Origin of the sequence: Microcoleus sp. F4-D5 (assembly GCF_036704885.1) — a bacterium.
In the GTDB taxonomy this organism is placed as follows: Bacteria; Cyanobacteriota; Cyanobacteriia; order Cyanobacteriales; family Microcoleaceae; genus Microcoleus.
Map to the genome: position 1 here is coordinate 1 of NZ_JAUBSX010000106.1, position 21,292 is coordinate 21,292.

The 21,292-nt window shown below is 44.1% G+C and carries 20 protein-coding genes and 1 pseudogene; 10 read left to right on the forward strand and 11 right to left on the reverse strand.

Annotated features, from left to right (window positions below):
- Positions 1 to 205: 205 nt before the first annotated feature.
- The 3 genes from QUA80_RS30130 to QUA80_RS30140 form a co-directional block, all read right to left on the reverse strand.
- Positions 206 to 394 carry a DUF2949 domain-containing protein gene (locus tag QUA80_RS30130; protein ID WP_333428639.1) on the reverse strand — a complete coding sequence of 63 codons (189 nt, stop codon included), beginning with the start codon at positions 392 to 394 and terminating at the stop codon, positions 206 to 208.
- Positions 395 to 628: 234 nt separating this feature from the next.
- Complete coding sequence (locus QUA80_RS30135) at positions 629 to 1,012, reverse strand: hypothetical protein (protein ID WP_333428624.1); 384 nt, start codon at positions 1,010 to 1,012, stop codon at positions 629 to 631.
- Positions 1,013 to 1,451: 439 nt separating this feature from the next.
- On the reverse strand, positions 1,452 to 1,646 hold the full coding sequence (locus QUA80_RS30140) for a hypothetical protein (RefSeq protein WP_333428625.1): 195 nt from the start codon (positions 1,644 to 1,646) through the stop codon (positions 1,452 to 1,454).
- Between the two features lie 186 nt (positions 1,647 to 1,832).
- On the opposite strand from QUA80_RS30140, the gene QUA80_RS30145 reads away from it, so the two are divergent.
- Complete coding sequence (locus tag QUA80_RS30145; RefSeq protein WP_333428626.1) at positions 1,833 to 4,742, forward strand: PAS domain S-box protein; 2,910 nt, start codon at positions 1,833 to 1,835, stop codon at positions 4,740 to 4,742.
- Positions 4,743 to 4,865: 123 nt separating this feature from the next.
- Here the strand turns inward: QUA80_RS30145 and QUA80_RS30150 are convergent, their stop codons facing one another.
- Positions 4,866 to 5,456 carry a rhomboid family intramembrane serine protease gene (locus QUA80_RS30150; RefSeq protein ID WP_333428627.1) on the reverse strand — a complete coding sequence of 197 codons (591 nt, stop codon included), beginning with the start codon at positions 5,454 to 5,456 and terminating at the stop codon, positions 4,866 to 4,868.
- Positions 5,457 to 5,925: 469 nt separating this feature from the next.
- Between QUA80_RS30150 and QUA80_RS30155 the strand changes: the two genes are divergently transcribed.
- Positions 5,926 to 6,303 (forward strand): Mo-dependent nitrogenase C-terminal domain-containing protein, encoded by a 378-nt coding sequence (locus QUA80_RS30155; RefSeq protein WP_333428628.1) that lies wholly within the window; start codon positions 5,926 to 5,928, stop codon positions 6,301 to 6,303.
- 403 nt (positions 6,304 to 6,706) lie between these two features.
- Here the strand turns inward: QUA80_RS30155 and QUA80_RS30160 are convergent, their stop codons facing one another.
- On the reverse strand, positions 6,707 to 7,165 hold the full coding sequence (locus tag QUA80_RS30160) for a hypothetical protein (protein ID WP_333428629.1): 459 nt from the start codon (positions 7,163 to 7,165) through the stop codon (positions 6,707 to 6,709).
- A gap of 449 nt (positions 7,166 to 7,614) precedes the next feature.
- Positions 7,615 to 7,797 (reverse strand): ribbon-helix-helix domain-containing protein, encoded by a 183-nt coding sequence (locus tag QUA80_RS30165; RefSeq protein WP_015178554.1) that lies wholly within the window; start codon positions 7,795 to 7,797, stop codon positions 7,615 to 7,617.
- A gap of 181 nt (positions 7,798 to 7,978) precedes the next feature.
- Between QUA80_RS30165 and QUA80_RS30170 the strand changes: the two genes are divergently transcribed.
- Positions 7,979 to 8,185: a hypothetical protein gene (locus QUA80_RS30170; protein WP_333428640.1), complete on the forward strand. Its 207-nt coding sequence runs from the start codon at positions 7,979 to 7,981 to the stop codon at positions 8,183 to 8,185.
- A 123-nt stretch (positions 8,186 to 8,308) separates the two neighbouring features.
- Here the strand turns inward: QUA80_RS30170 and QUA80_RS30175 are convergent, their stop codons facing one another.
- The gene (locus tag QUA80_RS30175) at positions 8,309 to 8,530 is read right to left on the reverse strand and encodes a helix-turn-helix domain-containing protein (RefSeq protein ID WP_015178556.1); all 222 of its coding nucleotides are present in this window, start codon (positions 8,528 to 8,530) and stop codon (positions 8,309 to 8,311) included.
- Positions 8,531 to 8,747: 217 nt separating this feature from the next.
- Between QUA80_RS30175 and QUA80_RS30180 the strand changes: the two genes are divergently transcribed.
- The 6 genes from QUA80_RS30180 (at position 8,748) to QUA80_RS30205 (ending at position 11,547) form a co-directional block, all read left to right on the forward strand.
- Positions 8,748 to 8,921 carry a hypothetical protein gene (locus tag QUA80_RS30180; RefSeq protein WP_333428630.1) on the forward strand — a complete coding sequence of 58 codons (174 nt, stop codon included), beginning with the start codon at positions 8,748 to 8,750 and terminating at the stop codon, positions 8,919 to 8,921.
- A 220-nt stretch (positions 8,922 to 9,141) separates the two neighbouring features.
- Complete coding sequence (locus QUA80_RS30185; protein WP_333428631.1) at positions 9,142 to 9,885, forward strand: Uma2 family endonuclease; 744 nt, start codon at positions 9,142 to 9,144, stop codon at positions 9,883 to 9,885.
- Between the two features lie 162 nt (positions 9,886 to 10,047).
- Positions 10,048 to 10,665: a Uma2 family endonuclease gene (locus tag QUA80_RS30190; RefSeq protein WP_333428632.1), complete on the forward strand. Its 618-nt coding sequence runs from the start codon at positions 10,048 to 10,050 to the stop codon at positions 10,663 to 10,665.
- A gap of 90 nt (positions 10,666 to 10,755) precedes the next feature.
- Positions 10,756 to 11,004, forward strand: a complete 249-nt coding sequence (locus QUA80_RS30195; RefSeq protein WP_333428633.1) for a hypothetical protein — start codon at positions 10,756 to 10,758, stop codon at positions 11,002 to 11,004.
- Positions 11,005 to 11,014: 10 nt separating this feature from the next.
- Positions 11,015 to 11,275, forward strand: coding sequence for a DUF433 domain-containing protein (locus QUA80_RS30200; RefSeq protein ID WP_242723171.1), 261 nt, complete (start codon positions 11,015 to 11,017; stop codon positions 11,273 to 11,275).
- Positions 11,272 to 11,547, forward strand: coding sequence for a DUF5615 family PIN-like protein (locus tag QUA80_RS30205; protein WP_333428634.1), 276 nt, complete (start codon positions 11,272 to 11,274; stop codon positions 11,545 to 11,547). The genes QUA80_RS30200 and QUA80_RS30205 overlap by 4 nt, the downstream gene beginning before the upstream one ends.
- 222 nt (positions 11,548 to 11,769) lie before the next feature.
- On the opposite strand, the gene QUA80_RS30210 is transcribed toward QUA80_RS30205, so the two are convergent.
- The 3 genes from QUA80_RS30210 to bchB form a co-directional block, all read right to left on the reverse strand.
- Positions 11,770 to 12,042 (reverse strand): hypothetical protein, encoded by a 273-nt coding sequence (locus QUA80_RS30210; RefSeq protein WP_333428635.1) that lies wholly within the window; start codon positions 12,040 to 12,042, stop codon positions 11,770 to 11,772.
- 108 nt (positions 12,043 to 12,150) lie between these two features.
- Positions 12,151 to 12,414: a hypothetical protein gene (locus QUA80_RS30215; protein ID WP_333428636.1), complete on the reverse strand. Its 264-nt coding sequence runs from the start codon at positions 12,412 to 12,414 to the stop codon at positions 12,151 to 12,153.
- A 58-nt stretch (positions 12,415 to 12,472) separates the two neighbouring features.
- Positions 12,473 to 13,996 (reverse strand): ferredoxin:protochlorophyllide reductase (ATP-dependent) subunit B, encoded by a 1,524-nt coding sequence (bchB, locus tag QUA80_RS30220; protein ID WP_333428637.1) that lies wholly within the window; start codon positions 13,994 to 13,996, stop codon positions 12,473 to 12,475.
- A 911-nt stretch (positions 13,997 to 14,907) separates the two neighbouring features.
- Here bchB and QUA80_RS30225 point away from each other — a divergent pair.
- Positions 14,908 to 20,424 carry an AAA family ATPase gene (locus QUA80_RS30225; RefSeq protein WP_333428638.1) on the forward strand — a complete coding sequence of 1,839 codons (5,517 nt, stop codon included), beginning with the start codon at positions 14,908 to 14,910 and terminating at the stop codon, positions 20,422 to 20,424.
- Between the two features lie 259 nt (positions 20,425 to 20,683).
- On the opposite strand, the pseudogene QUA80_RS30230 reads toward QUA80_RS30225, so the two are convergent.
- A pseudogene (locus QUA80_RS30230) lies at positions 20,684 to 21,220 on the reverse strand (transposase); the annotation flags it as partial.
- Positions 21,221 to 21,292 lie beyond the last annotated feature (72 nt).

Below are 21,292 nucleotides of genomic sequence, written 5' to 3' on the forward strand. Positions count from 1 at the left end.
GTTCAGCCAAAAAGCATTGGGCTGACAAGTTTTCACAACTGATTAAAAAATTCGATCGAATATCTGCGGAATGTGGGGTATAAAATAATACCCACCCTCAACCTAAACACTTAACCATATACTTTTTGACGACCGTTTGTGCAAGCTTTATTTGTCAAAAATTTGCAATCCGATATCATATTTTTCAATTCAAAATTGGACACTGCTAAATCGGCTGGGCTTCCATCCAATCAAAAATCAGGTTTAATTGTTCTAGCGTAACTAACCCGTACTGCCACAGAACCATAGGCAATTGGCTGGCATCTGGTTCACCGTGGCGGAGAGCTACGGCGATCGCCGAATTCGATATCGCCAACTCTCCTCGCAAATAATCGATCAGTTGAGCCTTTCCCATCACCTTCACCACCAGTTTTATACGCTATTGTAAAGATATATAGCTAATCGGTCTGTATCGGAAGTTTAATAGTCCTAATTTTCTGTTGAAAATCGGCGATGCGGTGTGATGGACAACGCACACAAATTGTGATAAAAATCATAAAAAAAGGCGATCGCAGTCACAGGAATTCTGAGAATCCAAAATTTGGTTTTGCGATCGCTCACTTGCTTCCAATGAATTCATTTCAACTTGCTAAAGTCCTAGCTGAAGTTGAACTCCCGCTTCTGTGCCGCTGTCGGTTTGTTTTGGAGGTAAAGGATTTCTTTGACGCTGGGCGTCCGAAGGAGTAGTAATAAATTCCAACGGACCATCGATTTTGAGGCGAAAAGTGTCGCCCAAGCTGCTTTCCCTTCTAGCAGAATTAGCCGGCGTTTCTGGTTCACCAATCAAGTTTTGGTAGTCTGCGTCTACAGTTCTATCCTCCACAGTCCTCAGAGAGTCCCCAGATAAAGTCGTTTCCGAATTTTGGAACCCTGGTTGCATTCTTTGTTGGGCGAGAACCGCCGGGGTCAAACCGATAAAAACTGAACTCAGTCCAAGAGCAGTGCCAAGAGTAGCAATAACTGCGTTCATCATCCATGCCTCCGCTAGTTGCATCCTACTATGCTTATTGTACCGAGCCGGAATTAAGTTGGACTCTATCAAAAGTAGCTGCTTGTGGAGATATCAATTAAAGCTCCTGTGAAAACTTATAACTTTACGATCGCGCTATCGGAAAAAAAGAACTGAGCCAGCAACCCGGTTGAAACCTCAGAATACCTCATTTCAGGAATGAGTCAACCAAAAACTCGATTGGTTTCATTAGCGGGCGTCAGGAGTGGAAAAATAGTTAGTGCTGGACGCAAGGGCGGCGATCCATCGGTTGTTTTTCAGGAAAATAGTTCGTTGCAGACCGCCAAAACGCTAAAAAAAACTGGTGTGAGATACCAGTTCAAAAAAAGAATGCAACAGCCGACCAATTCTAAGCCCTTACAGAATCAGTCTTTCCCAATTCTTTAATTCTTGAATCTCAAATCTATAATAGTATGAGCGTGTAGAGTGAGTCCAGGATTGATACTGCATTCATCTCGATCGCCAATGTTCCCAAAGCGGACGATCGCGCTAAGATGGCGGTGGCAGTCGTTAAAAACTCAGTTGCCAGCGGCAGATTCCGAGTTATTAACAGCACTTTGCCTGCTAAAATCATCTCAACTTCAAAACCTGCGCTCATCAAGTTGTACTTGACCAATAATTTCTTGATGGTACAAGCCCCCGGATTTATCCGTGGAATCAATCGAAAGCATCCAAAATCCTTGCATCCTCAAGCCCCCGGATTTATCCGCGGTGTCAATCTAAAATCTAAAATCTAAAATCGAATGACCGGAATGTTGTGGGTTCATAATCGTTCTGCTTTACCATGCCAATCAAATATCTGACCGACCCGATTTTAAAAATGTCGGGCCAAGTGCCAATTCGCATCGTCCTGGTTGTGCCTTTTGCCCTCCAGACTTTCGCTGCGGTAGGGTTGACGGGGTGGCTGTCGCTGCGGAACGGGCGGATAGCTGTTAACGATGTTGCCGCACAACTGCGGGCAGAAGTCACATCGCGCATCCAGCAACATATTTATACTTATCTCAAAACACCCCACCAAATTAATCAGCTCAATCTCGATGCCATCCGTCTCGGCATTTTGAACGTGCAGGATACTGATAATTTGCAACGCTACTTCTCCCAACAAATCAAAACCTTTGATAAAATTAGCTACATTCAATTCGCCTCTCAACAAAAAGATTTTATTGGAGTTGAACGCCTCGACGATGGCAAGTTGCAAGTTCAGATTTCTAATCAATCTACTGGCTATAACTTTCAAAGCTACGCGCCATCAGAGTTCGGGGAAGCAACCAACTTATTAAAAACTACTCTCAACTACGACCCCCGCGTCCGACCTTGGTACATAGCTCCAGTGCAGGCAGGGAAACCGACTTGGAGTAAAATTTATACTTATTTTGATGCTCCGAAACTAGCGATTACGGCTGCTCAACCAGTTTATAGCGAGGATGGTAAACTGATTGGCATCCTCGGTTCTGATTTGGCACTTTCCAAGCTCAATCAATTTTTGGAAAGTCTAAAAATTGGCAAATCAGGACAGACTTTTATTGTAGAAAGGTCGGGGGAATTGGTGGCTAATTCTACTCTGGAACCGCCATTTATTGTTAGCAACGGCGTTCCGAAACGGATTGTGGCAACGAGCAGCAAGAATGTTCTGATTCGATCGGCAGCCCGCTATTTGACAGAACGCTTCGGGGACTTGGGCAAAATTGACAGTTCTCGACAGTTAGATTTTACGATCGACGGTCAACGGCAATTTCTACAGGTGACGCCGCTCTCAGACAGCAGGGGTCTCGATTGGTTGATTGTGGTGGCTGTTCCTGAAGCCGATTTTATGGAAAGGATTAACGCCAACACTCGCTACACAGTGTTGCTGTGTTTCGGTGCTTTGGTGGTGGCGACGGTCATTGGCGGTCTGACTTCTAAGTGGATTGTTGTACCGATTCAGCGTCTGAGCAAGGCTGCGGAGGCTTTGTCGCGAGGAGAATGGGACGGGATGGCCGCAGATCCCGGCTTGATGGCGTCTGCAGACCGGGAGGATGAGGTGGGTGTCCTGGCTCGCTCTTTTAATACGATGGCCGGTCAATTGGAAGAGTCGTTTACTACTCTAGAAGAGCGGGTAGAATCTGCGATCGCCGACAAAAATGAATTAATTCTTTATTTGCAAAAATCCCAGCAAAAACTGGCTCTCCATCTTCACCAAACTCCTTTGGGGGCGATTGAATGGGATCTAAATTTTGAAGTAGCGGAATGGAATTTGTCAGCAGAAAGAATTTTTGGATACAACCGCTTGGAAGCAATGGGACGCCACGGAGTCGATCTCATAGTTCCTGAAAGCGCTAAAGAGTATGTCAGGCAACTATCTATCACTTTGCTAACTAATAAAGGAGGAATTAGTAGCATTAACGAGAATATCAGAAAAGACGGCAAAATAATTCTTTGCGAGTGGTACAATACAACTTTGGTTGATGCTGACGGCAGCATTATCGGGGTGGCATCGCTGATTCAGGATGTGACTGAATTTCACAGTGCTGTGGAGAAGTTGCGGGCTAGCGAGGAGCGGTTTCGTCAGTTGGCAGAAAATATTCATGAGGTATTTTGGATTAGAGAACCCAATCAAAAGCGGCTACTTTATGTGAGTCCTGCTTGCGAGAAAATATGGAATTTGAGCTGTCAGAGGTTGCACTCTGAACCGGAGGCTTTTTGGGATGCTATTCACCCGGAGGATCTCGATCGCGTCAAGGCTGCTTTTGAGAAGCAGGTGCGGGGCGATTATGATGAGGAGTATCGGGTAGTGCGATCCCCTACGGGGGCTACGCCAACGGACGGTTCAGTTTGCTGGGTGCGCGATCGGGCTTTTCCAGTCCGCAGCCAAACTGGAGAAATTTACCGCATCGTCGGTATTGCTGAAGATATTACCCAGCGCAAATTAGCAGAAGAATTCCAAAAAGTCGCTCAAACAGCTCAAGCAGCAAACCAAGCCAAAAGCGCCTTTTTAGCTAATATGAGCCACGAATTGCGAACTCCCCTCAACGCGATTATTGGTTACAGCGATATGCTCAAAGAAGATGCCGAGGAGTTAGGTTGCGAAGATTTTATCCCCGACTTGCACAAAATTCAAACTGCCGGCAAACACTTGCTATCTTTAATTAGCGACATTCTAGATATTTCTAAAATAGAAGCGGGGCGGATGGAACTGTACTTAGAAACTTTCAACCCGGTTAATTTAATTGACGAGGTAGTTTCTACTGTCAAACCCTTGGTAGATAAAAATTATAATAAGTTTGAAGTTGATTGTGGTAGCGATTTGGGAGTAATGTATGCTGACATTACCAAAACTCGTCAAATATTGCTCAACCTGCTGAGCAATGCAGCTAAATTTACGGAACACGGCACTATTACTCTTTGCATTAAAAGAGTTAAACATGAAAGCTTAACAACTCAAGAAATAGCAGAACCTTCCGACTTGATAATTTTTCGCGTAGCTGATACGGGCATTGGGATTTCCTCCGAACAAATGGAGCATTTATTTCAAGCTTTTATGCAGGGCGACGCCTCAACTACGCGCAAGTACGGCGGCACTGGTTTGGGATTGACTATTAGCCGTCACTTTTGCGTGATGATGGGGGGCGATATGCACGTTCAAAGCGAGTTAGGTTGCGGTTCGGTTTTTACAGTGTGCTTGCCGGCCCGCGTTGAATTATTGGTCAGCAGTTAGTCTTGCTGTCGGGGACGCAATTATGAGAAAATAAACCTGGTTTATTGACAAAAAATTTATCATTTTACACCTTTTCGGGGCAGTAAACTAAGGTGATGATACCGTGTACCACAAGTCCTAATCCTAGCTAATTTCCCGTTTCGGCCGTCCCAAAAGTTGAGCTGTTAATACGCCGCCGACAAAGCCAAAGAAATGCGCTTGCCAGGAAACTCCCGGCTGCGATGGCAAAACTCCCCAAATTAAACTGCCGTAGAAGAAACCGACAACTAAAGATACCAAAATAGATGTAAAGCTGCGTTCAAAATAGCCCCGCAGCAGCAAGAAGCCGAAGTAACCAAAGATTAATCCGCTGGCACCAATGTGAACGGAATAGGGCGCGCCAGTCAGCCAAACTCCGAATCCGCTGACTAGCACGGTTACGGCACTCACGATAAAAAAGTCGCTAATTTCTCGCAGCATTATCAACCAACCCAATGTCACTAAAGGGAGGGTATTGGCGGCTAAGTGAGCAAAACTGCCGTGCAGAAAAGGCATGAACAGGATGCCTTGAAGTCCGTCGAGGCTGCGGGGGCGGACTCCGTAGGCATTCAGCCTGCCTCGGAACAGGAATACATCGACAATTTCGATAATCCAGAGGAGGGAGACGAAGCCGCCGAGAATGGCGGCGTGGCTTTGCAATTCGCGGGCGATCGCTTTGGTTTCTGGGTTGCTCATGGGTGGTGAGGGCGGTGATACCGATTATTTCTCATTGTAGAAGTTTCTGAGCGATCGCGAGCAAAGATAGTTGGGGCGGGGTTTCAGGGTTGTTTGCAGCAGAGCTTATTTAGAAATATGATAAGTTTTATTAAAAGTTCCGCATTTTCACGTATAGAATAATTCACCTCAATGCGTCACAATTGTAATTGAACTACAAAAGGAGAGTCAACCGAAGGTTGAAGCTAAAACGTAGAAGGCAAAATTTTTACCCGAGCGATAAATTGTTGGGCTTGAAATGAGGACACTTTTTCGATCGCACACCGTATCTAAAAAAATCAGGAACTACTTGTCTCGCCCTAAGTCATTAATTTAAGAAGTTCAATCCGGTAAAGCAAAACGAGATGCTGTAGATACTGATTGTAGATAATATAGCACAAGCTCTACAGAGAGTTCTTGGCACCTCGTTATCAAAGAGGAACAGAGCAAAATGAACGTATTTGAGCATACAGTCTCCTACCGAACTCTGCCAAATTGGGTAGGGTTTAGCAAACAAGAAACCGCAGTTAATGTCGCTACAAATTCTCAACATTACGGTCAAAAGCCACACTTTGACCCCTTGCATCCGCTCAAACAATGGCTTGATAACACTGCCATTAAAAGTCAAAAGTTGGCTCGGTTGCTGTGTAAATTTATTCCCAGCCAGTGTCCGTTTGAGCGAGAAGTCAAAATTTGCGATCGCACTTTATTATCCATTCCGCCGCTGTGCAAGTTAAATCCGCTTTACGAGCAAGTGGTTGGGCTGCGCTTTCGAGCTTTGTGTTATTTGGCTGACGAATGTGGCGAAGATGTAACTCCTTATTGTTAATTCTGCAAAAACTTAAATTTCTCACTGTCTTTTCACCCTCCCTTCTCCTTGTTGGGGAGGGTTTTTTTATTTTGAGATTACTCGGCGGTTGAAACCTGTTAACCTCAAACTCAAATGTGGCGAAGCGCCAGTCATGCGATTTTAGATTTTAGATTTTAGATTTTAGATTTTGGATTGACTTGCGCGAGATAAATTCGGGGGCTTGAGGATTTTAGATTTTAGATTTTGGATTGATTCCACGGATAAATCATGTGGCGGGTACCACCTTTGAAATTCTTGGTCATTTGAGTTAGAGGTTAAATTACACAAACTTTCGTCTGCCTCAGCAGAAAAGCCGGATATTCTGTTAGATCCCCGGCTTTTTGAAGAAGTCGGGGCTTGAAAGCGCGATCGCATTTAAATACTAAAGGGAGCGAATCACTCGTTGTTCGAGAATGCGTTTGCCTTTGTTATAAATACTGAGGCTAGCTCCTGTAACAATGTAATCGTATGCGCCATTTTTTGCCACGTAACCAGTCCCCTCTTCAGTTCGAGCACGCAGGGCGATCGTGCTGCCGTTACTCTTTTTAACGCCGTAGTAATATAGTTGATTGGCGTGGTTGTAGCACAGATAAATCCGAAAGTTGCTGGTCTCGAAATAGTTTGCTACTTTCTGTCTTTTGCGAGCACAAAAATCCCTCACCAGTTTTTGGGGAGTGGATACATGAGCTATTTGTATGGTTTCAATCGGAGACTGAGTGCGAGATGCTGTTGCGGCAGTGCTTGTGTTCGATTGTCCTATAGCAAAGGTTGCCGCTGGATTGCTGGCAAATAGCATTAAACCGAGTAAGCTGGTTTGTGTGAGTCTTGCTGTGAAGTTCATAAGTCATTCCTTTAAAATATGTTGATGCGTCTAATCTAGGTAAGTTGGATTGATGAGGGCGATCGAACTGTACAGTTTTCACAATTGGCCTCAAGGAGGAAATCCTGGGATGCAATTTCCGTTTCCCCTGAGATCGGGTACTATTCTCAATAAGCTTTTAGGGGCAGGCTAGAAGCCGGCCCCACAAGAGGATTGAATGTATAGTCGAAAGTTCGTTAATGAGAATGATATTTTTCTGTGAGTTTCCCTGCAACTGACTAGCCGGCGGACAATTAAATAACTGGCACTTTCGATTGCTGATAGGACTTATGCACTAACAGACGATCGCGAGGATAAAGCAGAGAATTCTTTTAAAGATTGGGCGCCAACTGCGGGCGCTGATGCTAGTTTTGATCAATTTCGATAAGTGCGATCGGGCGACACGCACCCGTAACCCACGAGGGAAGTCTTTACGTGTCGCTTTTGGGCTTTTCCGGTTCAGAAGGTAAATCTCCCTTTTTTTTCGCTTCTAACACCGCCGTTTCAACGATAAAAGCGATCAAACTAGCTGTGGGTCTACCTTGCCGGTCGGCCCACAGTTCTAAGGATTCATAGATGTAGTCGGGGAGTGTGATGTGAACGCGCTTGCTCACTGTCAATATTTACTGTTTGCGAACGCTCCCAATCATACAAGTTTACGCCGATCGCGGTGTTATAACGCTATTTTAGTAATTTTCTGCTACCAATGAGGGCCTTTTGTGCAATAATTTGTACAGCACACCACAGGTGCAAAGTCAAAAGCCAGTCCCCCGCCGTGGAAAGCAAGGACTGGCTATGGCTCCCATTAACAAAGGAGATACACCTATTATGCCGTATGAGAAACGTCTCAAGCCGTGGATCGTTGTTCGTTTGCTTCCGAATCTACAAAGGGTCGTTATCGGTCGCTTTCGCAGTTGGTCTGATGCAGAGGGTCATTTGCGAGTTCTAAAACAACTGCTTCCGGCTGCTCGATTGACCCTAGTTTTCGATCCGATCGATTAATTTTGGTTGCGAGTAATTGAAGTACGCGCGTGCGAAGCTATCCCGAAGGGAATCGCCCTTGGTTTGAGAAGGGCGATCGTACAAATTATCTCAAAACAGTGCGATTGCTTGTGCCCTCAAATTTCAGCCTCGATCGGGATTGTCCTCTTCGTAATCCATTAAGTCTCCGGGCTTGCAATTCAGTGATTTGCAGAGAACGTTTAACGTTGCTGCGTCTATTCTGGTCAGGTAACGGCGAGTTTTGAGCCGAGAAATAGACCTGGGATTCATCCCGGTTAGGACAGCCAGTTCCTTATTACTGATATTCCGATCGGCCATGACAACTGCTAATCTCCACCGGATCACTGTTTAACTGCTCACAACCTTTGCAAGGCAGATGCTAGCACCTTGTAGGTCAATTTTTGGGCTGTATAGACTGTAACAGTTGCACAATAGACCGCTGCGGTTGTCAAACTGCTTTATTTGGATTAAACTTAAGTATGCAAAAGTCAAAAGCCAGTCCGATGCTTTCCGAGGGCTCAGGACTGGCTATGGCTCCAATTAACAAGGAGATACACCTATTATGCCGTATGAGAAACGTCTCAGACCGTGGATCGTGGTTCGTTTGCTTCCAAATCTACAAAGGGTCGTTGTCGGTCGGTTTCGCAGTTGGTCTGATGCAGAGGGTCATTTGCGAGTTCTCAAACAACTGCTTCCGGCTGTTCGATTGACCTTAGTTTTCGATCCGATCGATTAATTTTGGTTGCGAGTTGATAAGGATTGTCAATTAAATAATTTCCCTTTTTTCTTGTGGGATGGGCTCTTATAGCCCGTCCCCGATAGACGGGCTATAAGAGCCCACCCCACAACAGTCATGAAAAGTGGATTTTATTTAATTCTCATCCCTAAGCGTACGATCGCTCGCTTGTTATTGAAGGGCGATCGTAGATGTTGGAATCTTATCAAAAACAGGCAAGATGCCTGTTCCACAAAGAATGGTTTTTGTTGTGGGGTGGGCATCCTGCCCGCCCGTACTTTCGGACATTGTTCAACTGGACGCAAAATATCAATTGAGTTGGGGAAAAACCGTGACAGCTATTCTACAAGCAACAGAACAGCCAACAGCACAGCGCTACTTCACTCCCGAAGAATATCTAGCCCTTGAAGAAGCAGCAGAGTATAAAAGCGAATATCGCGACGGACTAATTATTCCAATGACAGGTGGAACTACAAATCACAATCGGATTTCTCTGAATATGAGCATAGCATTACGTCTTGCTCTTAAGGGACTTGACTGTGATGTTTTCATGGGCGACGTGCGTCTGTGGCTGCCGAAAAAGCGAACTTATACTTATCCCGATGTGATGGTAATTCCGGGTAAACCTGAGTATTACGATAATCGTCAGGATACTGTGATGAATCCTCAAGTTATTATTGAAGTTTTATCGAAATTTACGAAAGCTTACGATCGCAGCGATAAGTTTAAGTTTTATCAAACGCTGCCGACATTTCAAGAGTATATTCTGATTGACAAATCCCAGGTTTACGTAGAACAGTATTGTAAGTTGGCAAACAAGCGGTGGTCGTATCGTCAATACGATGAGGAGGATGCGACGCTAGTTTTTAATTTCTTTCAAGTTGAAGTGCCGCTGGCAGATGTCTATGAGAAGGTGAATTTTGATGAGGCGGAAAATGAGGCAGAAGAAAGCGGGGAGGAATAAGGGCGATCGCTTTTTTGGAAATGCAGGTTATCATTTAAGTTAGCGATTCCCTACCCTACGGGAACCCCTACGGGGAACAGGAACGCTTCGCGAACGGGATAGCTTCGCACGCGCGTACTCAAAAGAAATATTTGTTCAACATCGTTGCGGGAGAACATCAAGATGACAGGCACTTTGCAAACAACCGAGCAACGTTACTGCACAGAAGAGCAATATTTAGCACTGGAAGAAACAGCAGAGTACAAAAGCGAATATCTCGACGGGGAAATTATTCCTATGACAGGCGGATCTACTAATCACAATCAAATCGCTGGCAATTTGTACATTGCTTTAAGTCTTGCTCTCAAAAAACAGAATTACCGCATCTTCATCGGTGACGTGCGTCTGTGGATACCAAAAGTGCGACTCTACACTTATCCCGACGTAATGGTAATTTTTGGGCTGCCTGAGTACCGCAGCAATCGCACAGACACGATTACCAACCCTCAAGTAATTGTGGAAGTTTTATCAAAGTCTACTAAAAACTACGATCGAGTTGACAAGTTTACATTTTACAAAACTATTCCTTCTTTTCGAGAATACATTCTGATTGACCAAACAAAAATTAAAGTTGAACAGTATTCTAAAACCGAGAATAAAAGATGGTTGTATAGCGAGTATGACGAGGAAGATACGGCCTTAGTGTTTAATTCCTTCCAGGTTGAAGTTCCTCTATCTGATGTTTACGAACAAGTGAATTTTGAGGAGATTGAGCAAGAAGATAGTCAAAATGAGGTGTGAGGGCGATCGCTCTGGGTGGGAAAAGGGATCTCGCTTCTCTCTCGTGTTAAACTGAATCTAGCGATCGTGTTAAGCAAGGAAAAAATAGCCGTGATACCTATCCAAGAACAAATTGTTGAAAAATTGAAAAATTTCTCTGAAATCGAACTGCAAGAAATCCTCAACTTTGCTGATTTCCTGTTATGGCAGCGGAGAAAGCAGGAAGTAGCTTCGCCCTCCGATGAAACTGGCAACAGCGAACCGGCAAATATGGATGAAGAGTGCGAAGTTCATTATGTTGGTGGAGTCTTAGTTGTCAAAGCATCATCAATAAAAAATCAAGAACTGATTAATATTTAAGTGAAAAGACATGACTCAAAATAATTTACTGTCTCGCATTTCAATCGACTCGAATATCTGCTTTGGCAAACCCTGTATTCGCGGCCATCGCATCTGGGTTTCTCTGATTCTTGACTTTCTCGCTAGCGGCATGACTTTGGAAGAATTGCTTGAGGAATATCCGGGAATTGAACGAGAAGATGTTTTGGCTTGCATTGCTTATGGGGCTGAGTTGGCAAGAGATTATTATGTAGAAATTCCTCTGGGTGAAAAAAAGGTAGTTTTAAAGTGAAGTTAAAACTTGATGAAAATTTGGGCAGCATCCGCGTTGTTTCGATGTTACGTTTGGCTGGCCATGATGTTGCGACTGTACGGGAACAACATTTGAGTTCAACACCGGATGAATTATTAATTGATATATGTCGCAGGGAAGATAGATGTTTGGTGACTTTGGATAGGGGGTTTGGCAATCGCCTCCGCTACAATCCTTCTGATTATTCTGGGATTGTGTTACTGCGTCTGCCTTCTCAATCGAAACCGCAAGATTTGCAAGCGGCAGTATAAATATTAATTCGCGGATTGGAGGTCGCAGAAGTTGCGGGTAAATTGTGGATTATCCGAGGGCAACAGCTTTTGGAATATCAAGCAATATCGGAAGATGAATCTGACTAAATGCGGGTCGAAATAATGGAGAAATTTATTCAAGAATAAACTTTTTATTGGATACATCCGTACAGCTAAACCTTTTGACAGATGCAGTTTAGGTAGCACTTACTTTTCCAACTTTTATGCGATCCGGAAAGATACAATTAATGCGTTTCCAAGTCCGAAAGGTAAGGCTTTGATAATATCTCGGTCAATGCGATAAACTCTCGAACCAAGTCGAAGAATGACATCTCCATCTTCACGAGCTTTTATACGTTCCCTTAAACGTCGAATTTCCTCACTTATAGCACTTTCGCCAACCTGCTCATCTATTAAAATTAGTTCTCTATCGAGATTTTCGAGTTCAGCTAAAATCCTGACAGCATCACCCTCCAAGCTATGTATTCTATCCAAGGCTGCTTGTCGCCGCGACTCAATTTTTACAATTTCTGCAAGTCGTGAACGTTCTGCTTCGAGAACTTGGATCTTTTCCTCCTGAGTTTTAGCCTGCTCTATTAACCTTTAGATGTCTGGAACTTTAGCAAGCTGCTGTATGATTTCCCTATCAGAACTGCTAATTGCGTAACTAAATAAGTTTATACCAACGGGGGCGACAATAGCAGAGGCAAGACCGAACCAAATTACAAAACGATTATCTTTTACCGACTGAAAGCCAAGATAAACGGTTCCGCCAATAAGACCAATTGCAATTAATGCTGCAATAATCTTCCTTCTCAAAATCACTGAAGTAATTCCACAATTAAGGGTTGAAAGAGAGCTGTCCAAGATTTTATAGATCGATCGGCAAGGGCATCCACAAGAGATGCCCTGACCGCCCTACAAATTAAGCGCCTACAGCTTCCTTGGCCGCGTACAATACCTCAACGGTAATCTTATCAATTCCCCGATCGCGCGCGAACTTCTCAGTATTCCGCTTCACCTTACCCCGCACAAAACCAGGGATTTTATTCAACTCAGCCTGTCCTTCCTTCGTCCAACCCATATCAGAATCAGCCGAAATTCCCTTGGTAATCACTTCCTTCGTATCGTGACCGCCGAAGATTTCCAGCAAGTGGTCTTCCATTCCCAAAGTAAAGGAATTGTACACCAAATCTACGCACTGATTTGTGCCTTCATAACCCAAAAATGGCTTGTAGCCGATCGGGAAATTTTGGACGTGAATCGGTGCAGCAATTACGCCGCAGGGAATATCCAACCGCTTACCAACGTGGCGTTCCATTTGGGTGCCGAAAATTGCCGAAGGTTCCGCTTTGGCGATCGCATCTCCGATCGCCCCGTGATCGTCCGTCACCAGCACTTCATCGCAATACTCGCTAACCTGTTCCCGGAACCAGTCAGCGTCGTGTTTGCAGTAGGTTCCTGCCCACACAACGTGGATTCCCATCTCGCGAGCCAAAATCTTCGTCATCGCCGCAGCGTGCGTATTATCGCCAAATACGACGGCTTTTTTGCCGGTTAAGTTTTGGCAGTCGATCGATCGCGAAAACCAAGCAGCCTGGGACACAAACCGCGTTTGTTGGTCGATGAAATCTTCGTAATCAACATCCGCACCTTGAGCGTTCAAAACTTGCTGAATCTTGCGGATACAGCGCGCAGTTTCTACCACACCCATCGGCGTAATATCCACCATCGGCGTGCCGAATTCTTTTTGCAAATACTCCCCGGCCATCATCCCCAATTCCCGATAAGGAACCAAGTTAAACCAAGCCCGCGGCAGTCTTTTTAAGTTGTGAACCGAAGCACCTTCGGGAATAACTTCGTTGACTTCAATGCCCAAATCTGCCATCAAACGCTTCAACTCGGTGCAGTCGTGCTGGTTGTGGAAACCCAGCGTAGACATACCGATAATGTTGACCGATGGTTTTTCGCTTTTACCTTCCAAATCGCCTTTTTTGCGGGCTTTGTTGATGTAAAATTGGACGATTTGATCTAAAGTGCGATCGGCCGCTTGCAGTTCGTTGACGCGGTAATGGTTGACATCCGCCAGCAATACATCGCCTTTGGCATCCAATTGAGCTCGCCCCACAAAGTTTTCTAAGTCTTCTTGCAGAATGCTGGAGGTGCAAGTCGGGGTGAGCACGATCAAATCTGGGTGTTCTTCTCTGTCTTTGCGGGTGATGTTGTCCACCACCCGTTCCTGGGAACCGCGGGCGAGTACGTGTCTGTCAACGACGCTGGTAGTTACCGGGGTAAAGTCCCGTTCCCTTTCCAGCATGGAACGCATGACGTTGAAGTAGTCGTCTCCAATCGGTGCGTGCATGATTGCATGGACGTTTTTGAAGGAAGTGGCAACGCGCAAAGTGCCGATGTGGGCTGGCCCTGCGTACATCCAATAAGCCAATTTCATAGGTATTTTTCCTGGTGCTGCTTGAGAATTGCCCGATCGGGCGATTACTGCTAAATTTTAAGGTTGTTTCTGATTTTCTCACCGGATGAATCCTTTAGAAATACTAACTTTCTGAGGATCGAGAGATTTGGGAAATGCTCAAACGCTTTTGCTGCTTGGGATTTGACTTGCAATTCAAACAACTTTACCTGGGTTTTATGGCAATAATTCTTAATCTTTCCTCAAATTTTCTTAAGAGTTAGGCAAATTTGATTAATGTAGGGTTCGCTACCGCGCACCAGACAAGGTGCAATAATTCTGCATTTTTTGTCAAATTTACTTTGCTTTAACGGTCAGTTAAAATTGTTAATCGATGAGCAAAATAGATATAATTGAAGGAAATTCCGGCTCCAGAAGCAACACTTACTTCCCTCAGCGCCTCGGCCGCGAATTGCAGTCAAGACTTGCACCGCCCGGTTTTTTTAGCACCCACAATTCGCGCCTTGTCACCGAAAAAATAAATCTTTCAGCACTTGCGTATTTTCACGAGATGTGGTGGCGAGCGGTTAAAATCAAGCAATTGCTTGGAAGCTGAGATGATTTAGTTGTCAGCGCGGCGATCGAGTATTACAGTAAATCCTTGCACAACTACTGTATTTGCGATCTTGTTAACCTAACTGCTGAGGTAACGAAAGCCCCAGCGCGGTTTTGTCAGCAGCTCTTTGCTGTCAAGGGTTGCCTTCCCGCACATCCCAAAAGATAGCTCTTGAGCGATAATGAAGAATAACATAGGATTTACGAAAAGAAACCCGGTTTATACGAAAAAATCTTGGGTTTGTCAACGACTAGCAACGAAGAAACCCGGTTTCTAGCCCGCCGCGCGTCAGTCCTGTAACATTGACCAAGCACACCTAATTTGAGAGAACCCAACTATGATGGCAATTCCCGGCGTTGCAGTTCTCGCTCTCATTTATGAAAGCAGCACTTCCCTGGTTTACCGCGGCCACAACGAGCAGGACAATCAACCTGTTATTATCAAACTTATCAAAGAAGACTATCCGACTCCTGAAGAACTGAATAGATACAAGCGCGAATATGACATTACTGCCAACTTAAAGCTGCTGGACGGAGTTGTCAAAGTGTACAAGTTGCTGCAGGTTAGAAATAGTCTGGCAATGATTTTAGAAGATTTTGGTGGCGAATCTTTAAAAATTTTTATGACCACCCAAAAATTTACCATCTTAGGATTTTTGACTACGGCAATCAAAGTTGCAGAAACTTTAGGAGAAATTCACGCCAGAAATGTAATTCATAAAGATATTAACCCCTCTAATATAGTTTTTAATCCTGCTACAGGACAAGTTAAACTCATAGATTTTAGCATTTCAACTGCCTCAAATCTAGAAAACATTACGAATAAAAATACAAATTTTTTAGAAGGTACTTTAGCCTATATGTCGCCAGAACAAACTGGCAGAATGAACCGGATAATTGATTACCGCACAGATTTTTATTCCCTCGGCGTCACATTCTATGAAATCCTCGCAGGACAGCTCCCTTTTACCACTACAGATCCAATGGAGTTAGTTCACTGTCACATCGCAAAACAGCCCGTACCTCTCGCTGAAATTGCACCTGAAATTCCTCAAGTTATTTCAGATATTGTGATGAAATTGTTAGCAAAAACCGCTGAGGATCGCTATCAAAGTGCTTGGGGACTGAAAGCAGATTTGGAATCCTGTCTGTTTCAGTTGCAAACTTCTGAATTTATTTCCGAGTTTGCTCTCGGCAGCCAAGATATTTCCGACAAATTTCAAATTCCTCAAAAACTTTACGGCAGACAGCGAGAAGTTGAAACTCTTTTAGCTGCATTTGAACGGGTAGCAGCAACAAATAATCGAGGCTATCGCATCGAAGATTCCCAAATTTCCGTTATCAAGAAAGAGATCAAATCGTCGAAAAAAGAAATTTCCCTGTCAGTGGTGGCGAGAGGACAGCATAAATCCCGCAGCGAGATGATGCTGATTGCCGGTTATTCCGGCATTGGCAAATCTGCAATGGTGAAGATTTTAGACAAACCTATTACCCGCAGGCGCGGCTATTTTATTTGGGGAAAGTTTGACCAGTACAAGCGGACTATTCCTTACTCGGCAGTTGTCAGCGCTTTTTCGGAATTGGTGCGGCAACTGTTAACTGAAAGCGAAACTCAATTAGCCGGTTGGCGCGAAAAACTCCGCAGTTCCTTCGGTCAAAACGGACAAATTATTATTGATGTAATTCCGGAAGTTGAACTAATTGTCGGACCTCAGTCTCCTGTAGCTGAATTGGGCCCGACGGAATCTCTGAACCGCTTTAATTTAGTATTTCAAAATTTCATTCGCGTATTTTGCCAGCCAGAACATCCGCTGGTAATTTTTCTGGACGATTTGCAGTGGGCTGATTCTGCTACTCTCAAACTGATCGAATTGATGATGACAGATGAAGCTACACAATATCTGTTTTTAATTGGCGCTTATCGGGATAATGAAGTCAGTCCGACTCATCCTTTAATGATGACTGTGGAGACGCTGCGAAATCAGGAAGCCATCGTTAATCAGATTGCTTTGTCGCCGCTGGGAGTGGAAAACATCACTCATTTGATTGCCGAGACTTTGCACAGCGATCGAGAATCTGTCAAACCCTTAGCTGAACTGGTAGTCAGCAAAACCGACGGCAATCCTTTTTTTGTCAATCAATTCCTGCAAACATTGTATCAGGAAAACCTGCTAGTTTTTCACCCGCCTCAGTCGGGGAGCAAGGGCGGCTGGCATTGGGATATGACTCAAATTGAGCAGTGCGCTATCACTGACAATGTAGTAGATTTGATGGTACAAAAATTGAGAAAACTGCCAAGTTCAACGCAGCAGGTTTTGCGTTTAGTCGCTTGTTTGGGCAACGAATTTGACTTGAATACTCTTTCTTTAATTAATGAAAAAGAAGCCTCGGAAACTTTTTCTCACCTGTTGCCAGCGATTAAGTCGGGACTGATCCTGCCAACTTCGGAATTGGAAAGCAAGTCATTAGATTACGTGCTGTTTCCGCTGTTAATTCTCAATTATAAATTTTTACACGATCGCGTACAGCAAGCAGCTTACGCTCTGATTGACGACTCGCAAAAAAAGGCAGTTCACCTGAAAATAGGCAGGCAAATCCTCGAAAACACTCCGGCTGAATATCGCGCTGACAGAATTTTTGAATTAGTCGATCACTTGAATGTGGCTCGATCGCTAATTAAAGACGATCGAGAATTAATTGAACTGGCAACCCTGAATTTAGACGCGGCCCGCAGAGCCAAAGATGCCACTGCTTATGTTGCGGCCTTGCAGTATTTGACCGCAGGCATGGACGGTTTGAGCGCCGATATTTGGGATGCCCACTACGATTTAGCCTTTGCCTTGCACATGGAGCGGGCAAATGTTGAGTATTTAAACGGTTATTTCGAGAAGTCTGAAGAATTTATCAACATAACTTTGGAAAAAGCGCGATCGGCCTTAGAAAAAGTAGAAATTTACAACCTGCTGATCGTGCAGTACACCCTGCGGGCGAAGTACGAAGAAGCCGTTAAAGCCGGAATCACAGCTTTGGACTTGCTAGGCATTGACTTACCGCTAGACGGGCTACAAAAAGTCATATCCGAAGAATTTGCAGCAGCTACAAATATTTTAGCAGGTAGAGAAATAGCTTCCCTAATTGACGCCCCCGAAATGACTGTACCCGACAAAAAAGTTGCAGTCAAATTAATTACAAACTTGCTCACATCGGCGTACCTCAAAAATCCCGACTTGTGGAAAGTCAGCGTTTTAAAAGGAGTAAATCTTTCTCTACAATACGGTTTAGTACCCGAAGCCTCTCTTTGCTATGCTGGCTACGGTATGTTCTTAAACGCAGTTTCGGGAGATTACAAAGCGGCGTATCAATTCGGCTTGCTCTCGCTGAATCTCAGCGAAAAATCTGGCAATATCGGCTTGAAGTGCAGAGCTTGTTCATCCCTGGTCAGTATTTTTTATTACTGGTTCAACCACATCAAAGATTCCCACGCGATCAGCAATGAAGGATATCAAGCAGCTTTAGAATCAGGAGATTTAGAATATGCGGGTTATATCCTGTCCAACCGCATAGCTAACTCATTTTTTCAAGGTAAAGAAATCTCGCAAATTCTGGCCGACACGAGCAGGTATTTGCAGTTCAGCCAAAAAACCAAAAATCAGCTCGTAACCGATATATTATTAGGGGTAGAGTTAATCCTGCGTAACCTGAGCAAACTAACTCCTGAAAAGTTTGTATTTGAAAGCGAAGATATCAGCGAAGCTGAATACGTACACAACTGTCAAGCTCATCAAAATTTGTACTCGCTCTGCCTTTATCAGATTCGCAAATGCCAGGTAATGTACTGGTACGGCAACTTCAACGAAGCGCTACAACTAGCTTTTGAAGTAGAAAAACAGTTATCTTTTATTACCGGAGCGATACCCGCTACCGAATGGAATTTTTTCTTTTCTCTAACTTTAGCCGCTGTTTTCCCAAATGTTTCAGAAGACAAGCAAAAGGAATACTTGGAAAAGTTAGAGGAAAACCAAAAACAGATGAAAATTTGGTCAGACAACTGTGCCGAGAATTTTCTGCACAAGTATCTTTTAGTACAAGCAGAAATAGCCAGAATTTCCAAGAAAGATTCAGAAGCTGTAGAACTGTACGATTTTTCTATAAATTTAGCCCAAGACAATGAGTTTGTCCAAAATGAAGCACTCGCCAATGAACTAGCAGCTAAATTTTGGTTGAGTAAAGGCAAATATCAATATGCCAAAATCCACTTGCGCGAAGCTCACTCGTGCTACTTGCGCTGGGGCGCAGTCCGCAAAGTTGAAGATTTAGAAGAGAAGTATCCGCAGTTGCGGGAAATGACCCCGCTCAACGGAAGTTTTAACAACAATCAAGCTACAACAACTATTCATACTTCTACTGGCAGCGATGCGAGAGTGCTGGATTTAGCAACTGTAATGAAAGCATCTCTGGCCATTTCCAGCGAAATTGTACTCGATAAGTTGCTGGCTTCTTTGATGAGGATATCGCTGGAAAACGCGGGCGCACAATCCGGTTTTTTAATCTTGCTTAGAGATGGAAAACTGTTAATTTCTGCTAAAGCGTCAGTAGTTGCTGAAGATGTAGCGGTGCTGCAATTTACGCCTGTTGAAGAATGTCAGGATTTACCTGTGACGGTGATTAATTATGTGGAAAGGACTCGCTCGGACTTGGTGTTGAGCAATGCGGCTGCTGAGGGACGATTTACTGCCGATCCTTACGTAGCCAAACACCAGCTCAAATCTCTTTTGTGTACGCCGATCATCAATCAACGCAAACTAATCGGTATTCTTTATTTAGAAAATAATTTAACTGTCGGGGCGTTTAATTCCCATAGATTGGAAGTTTTAAGGCTGCTTTCTTCCCAAGTTGCTATTTCTTTGGACAATGCTCTGCTTTACAATTCAGTGGAGCAGAAAGTCCAAGAGCGAACCCAGGAGTTAAATGAAAAAAACGAGCGTTTAGAACAAACTTTGCGCGAGCTGAAACTAACTCAAGCTCAATTAATTCAAACGGAAAAGATGTCTAGTTTGGGGCAAATGGTGGCTGGTGTAGCTCACGAAATTAATAATCCTGTAAGTTTCATTTACGGCAATCTCAATCCGGCTAGCGAATACGTTAAAGACTTGCTAAAATTGATCGCTCTTTACCAGCAGCACTATCCCGAGCCTGCTGATGAAATCCTAGAGGAAATAGAAACAATAGAACTGGAATTTTTGAGCGAAGATTTGCAAAAGCTGCTGGATTCCATGAAAGTAGGAGCGGAAAGAATCCGGGATATTGTGCTCAGCTTGCGGAATTTCTCGCGCCTCGACGAAGCGCAAATGAAGTCGGTAGATATCCATCAAGGCATCGACAGTACGGTGATGCTGCTGCAACCGCGCCTGAGAAAAGAGGGCGGGCGTTTGGGAATTGAGGTGATTAAAAATTACAGCACGCTACCCCTAATTACTTGTTATGCGTCTCAGTTGAATCAGGTGTTTATGAATATTTTGACAAATGCGATCGATGCTCTCCTCTTAGCCAGAGATTGCCCGGAAAGCTCTCAGAAACAGCCTGCTATTACAATTTCTACAGAGGTGACAGACAGGAATTCTGCTATAATTAGAATTGCTGACAACGGCCCGGGGATGAGCACTGAGGTGCTGCACAAGATATTCGATCCGTTTTTTACAACTAAGCCTGTGGGTTCGGGAACAGGTTTGGGATTGTCTATTTCTCACTCGATTGTTGTTAGTTCTCACGGCGGGAAGTTGACTTGCGTTTCTGCACCGGGAGAGGGGAGCGAGTTTATTATTGAAATTCCGATCGCCCCCAGGCAAGTTTTGTAAGGAAATAAAGAAAAAGGGCGAATATCAGGCTAATATAGGGCGAATGCAATTCGCTTCTACACATACAAAGTCTGCCTCCGCAGACTAAGAAAACTGTATTTGGCGGTACAAATCTGCGATCGCAATTTCTACACCAACCGATTCAAGTAGCAAAGAATCGCCCAAACCCTACTCGGACAGCACCCATTGCCCCTGTCGATCGCGCCTGAACATCTCTACTCCCGCCTGTTCAACTTGCACCAAGACCATTGGTGACAAGTTAAGGCTGAAAGGCAGATGTCAAGGGGATTTGAGAAGAAGCTTGGAAGAAAAACTGCTCAGAACATCGTTGAAGTTCAGGAAAAGGTGCAATAATTGATTTAATGTTGGGTTGTCGCTGCTGTTTAACAATACCTAAGTCTAGATTTTCTGGTGCAGCAAAATACTTAACAGAGTGAATAGCCTTGCCTTTTTGATGAGCGACAGAGAAATGATAAAGACCGCGATAAATCATTTCTAAAGAAATCCGGTCAAAAGGTAAAGATAGTTCATCCGCTACAGCATCGCCTAAATCTACCAAGACAGCATAAAATAACCAATTTCCCCAGATTTGTAACTGAATTCCATTGAGTGAACCTGTCCATAAATAACTCAGCCCTAAGAGCCTTTTAACTGTATTAAAAACCTCTTCAATTCGCCACCGTTGTCGATATAAATCTGCTACGACATAGGGAGGTAGCACTGTTGGGTCAAGCACACTTGTTAAATAAGAATGCCAGCCACTTTTGGAGCGAATTTCACTTAAACGCAAGCTAATACCATTTTTCTAAAGTTATGCTAGAGTTACCTGAAAAGTAAAGGAGAATATTAAAATGTCTGGGCGTCCTCA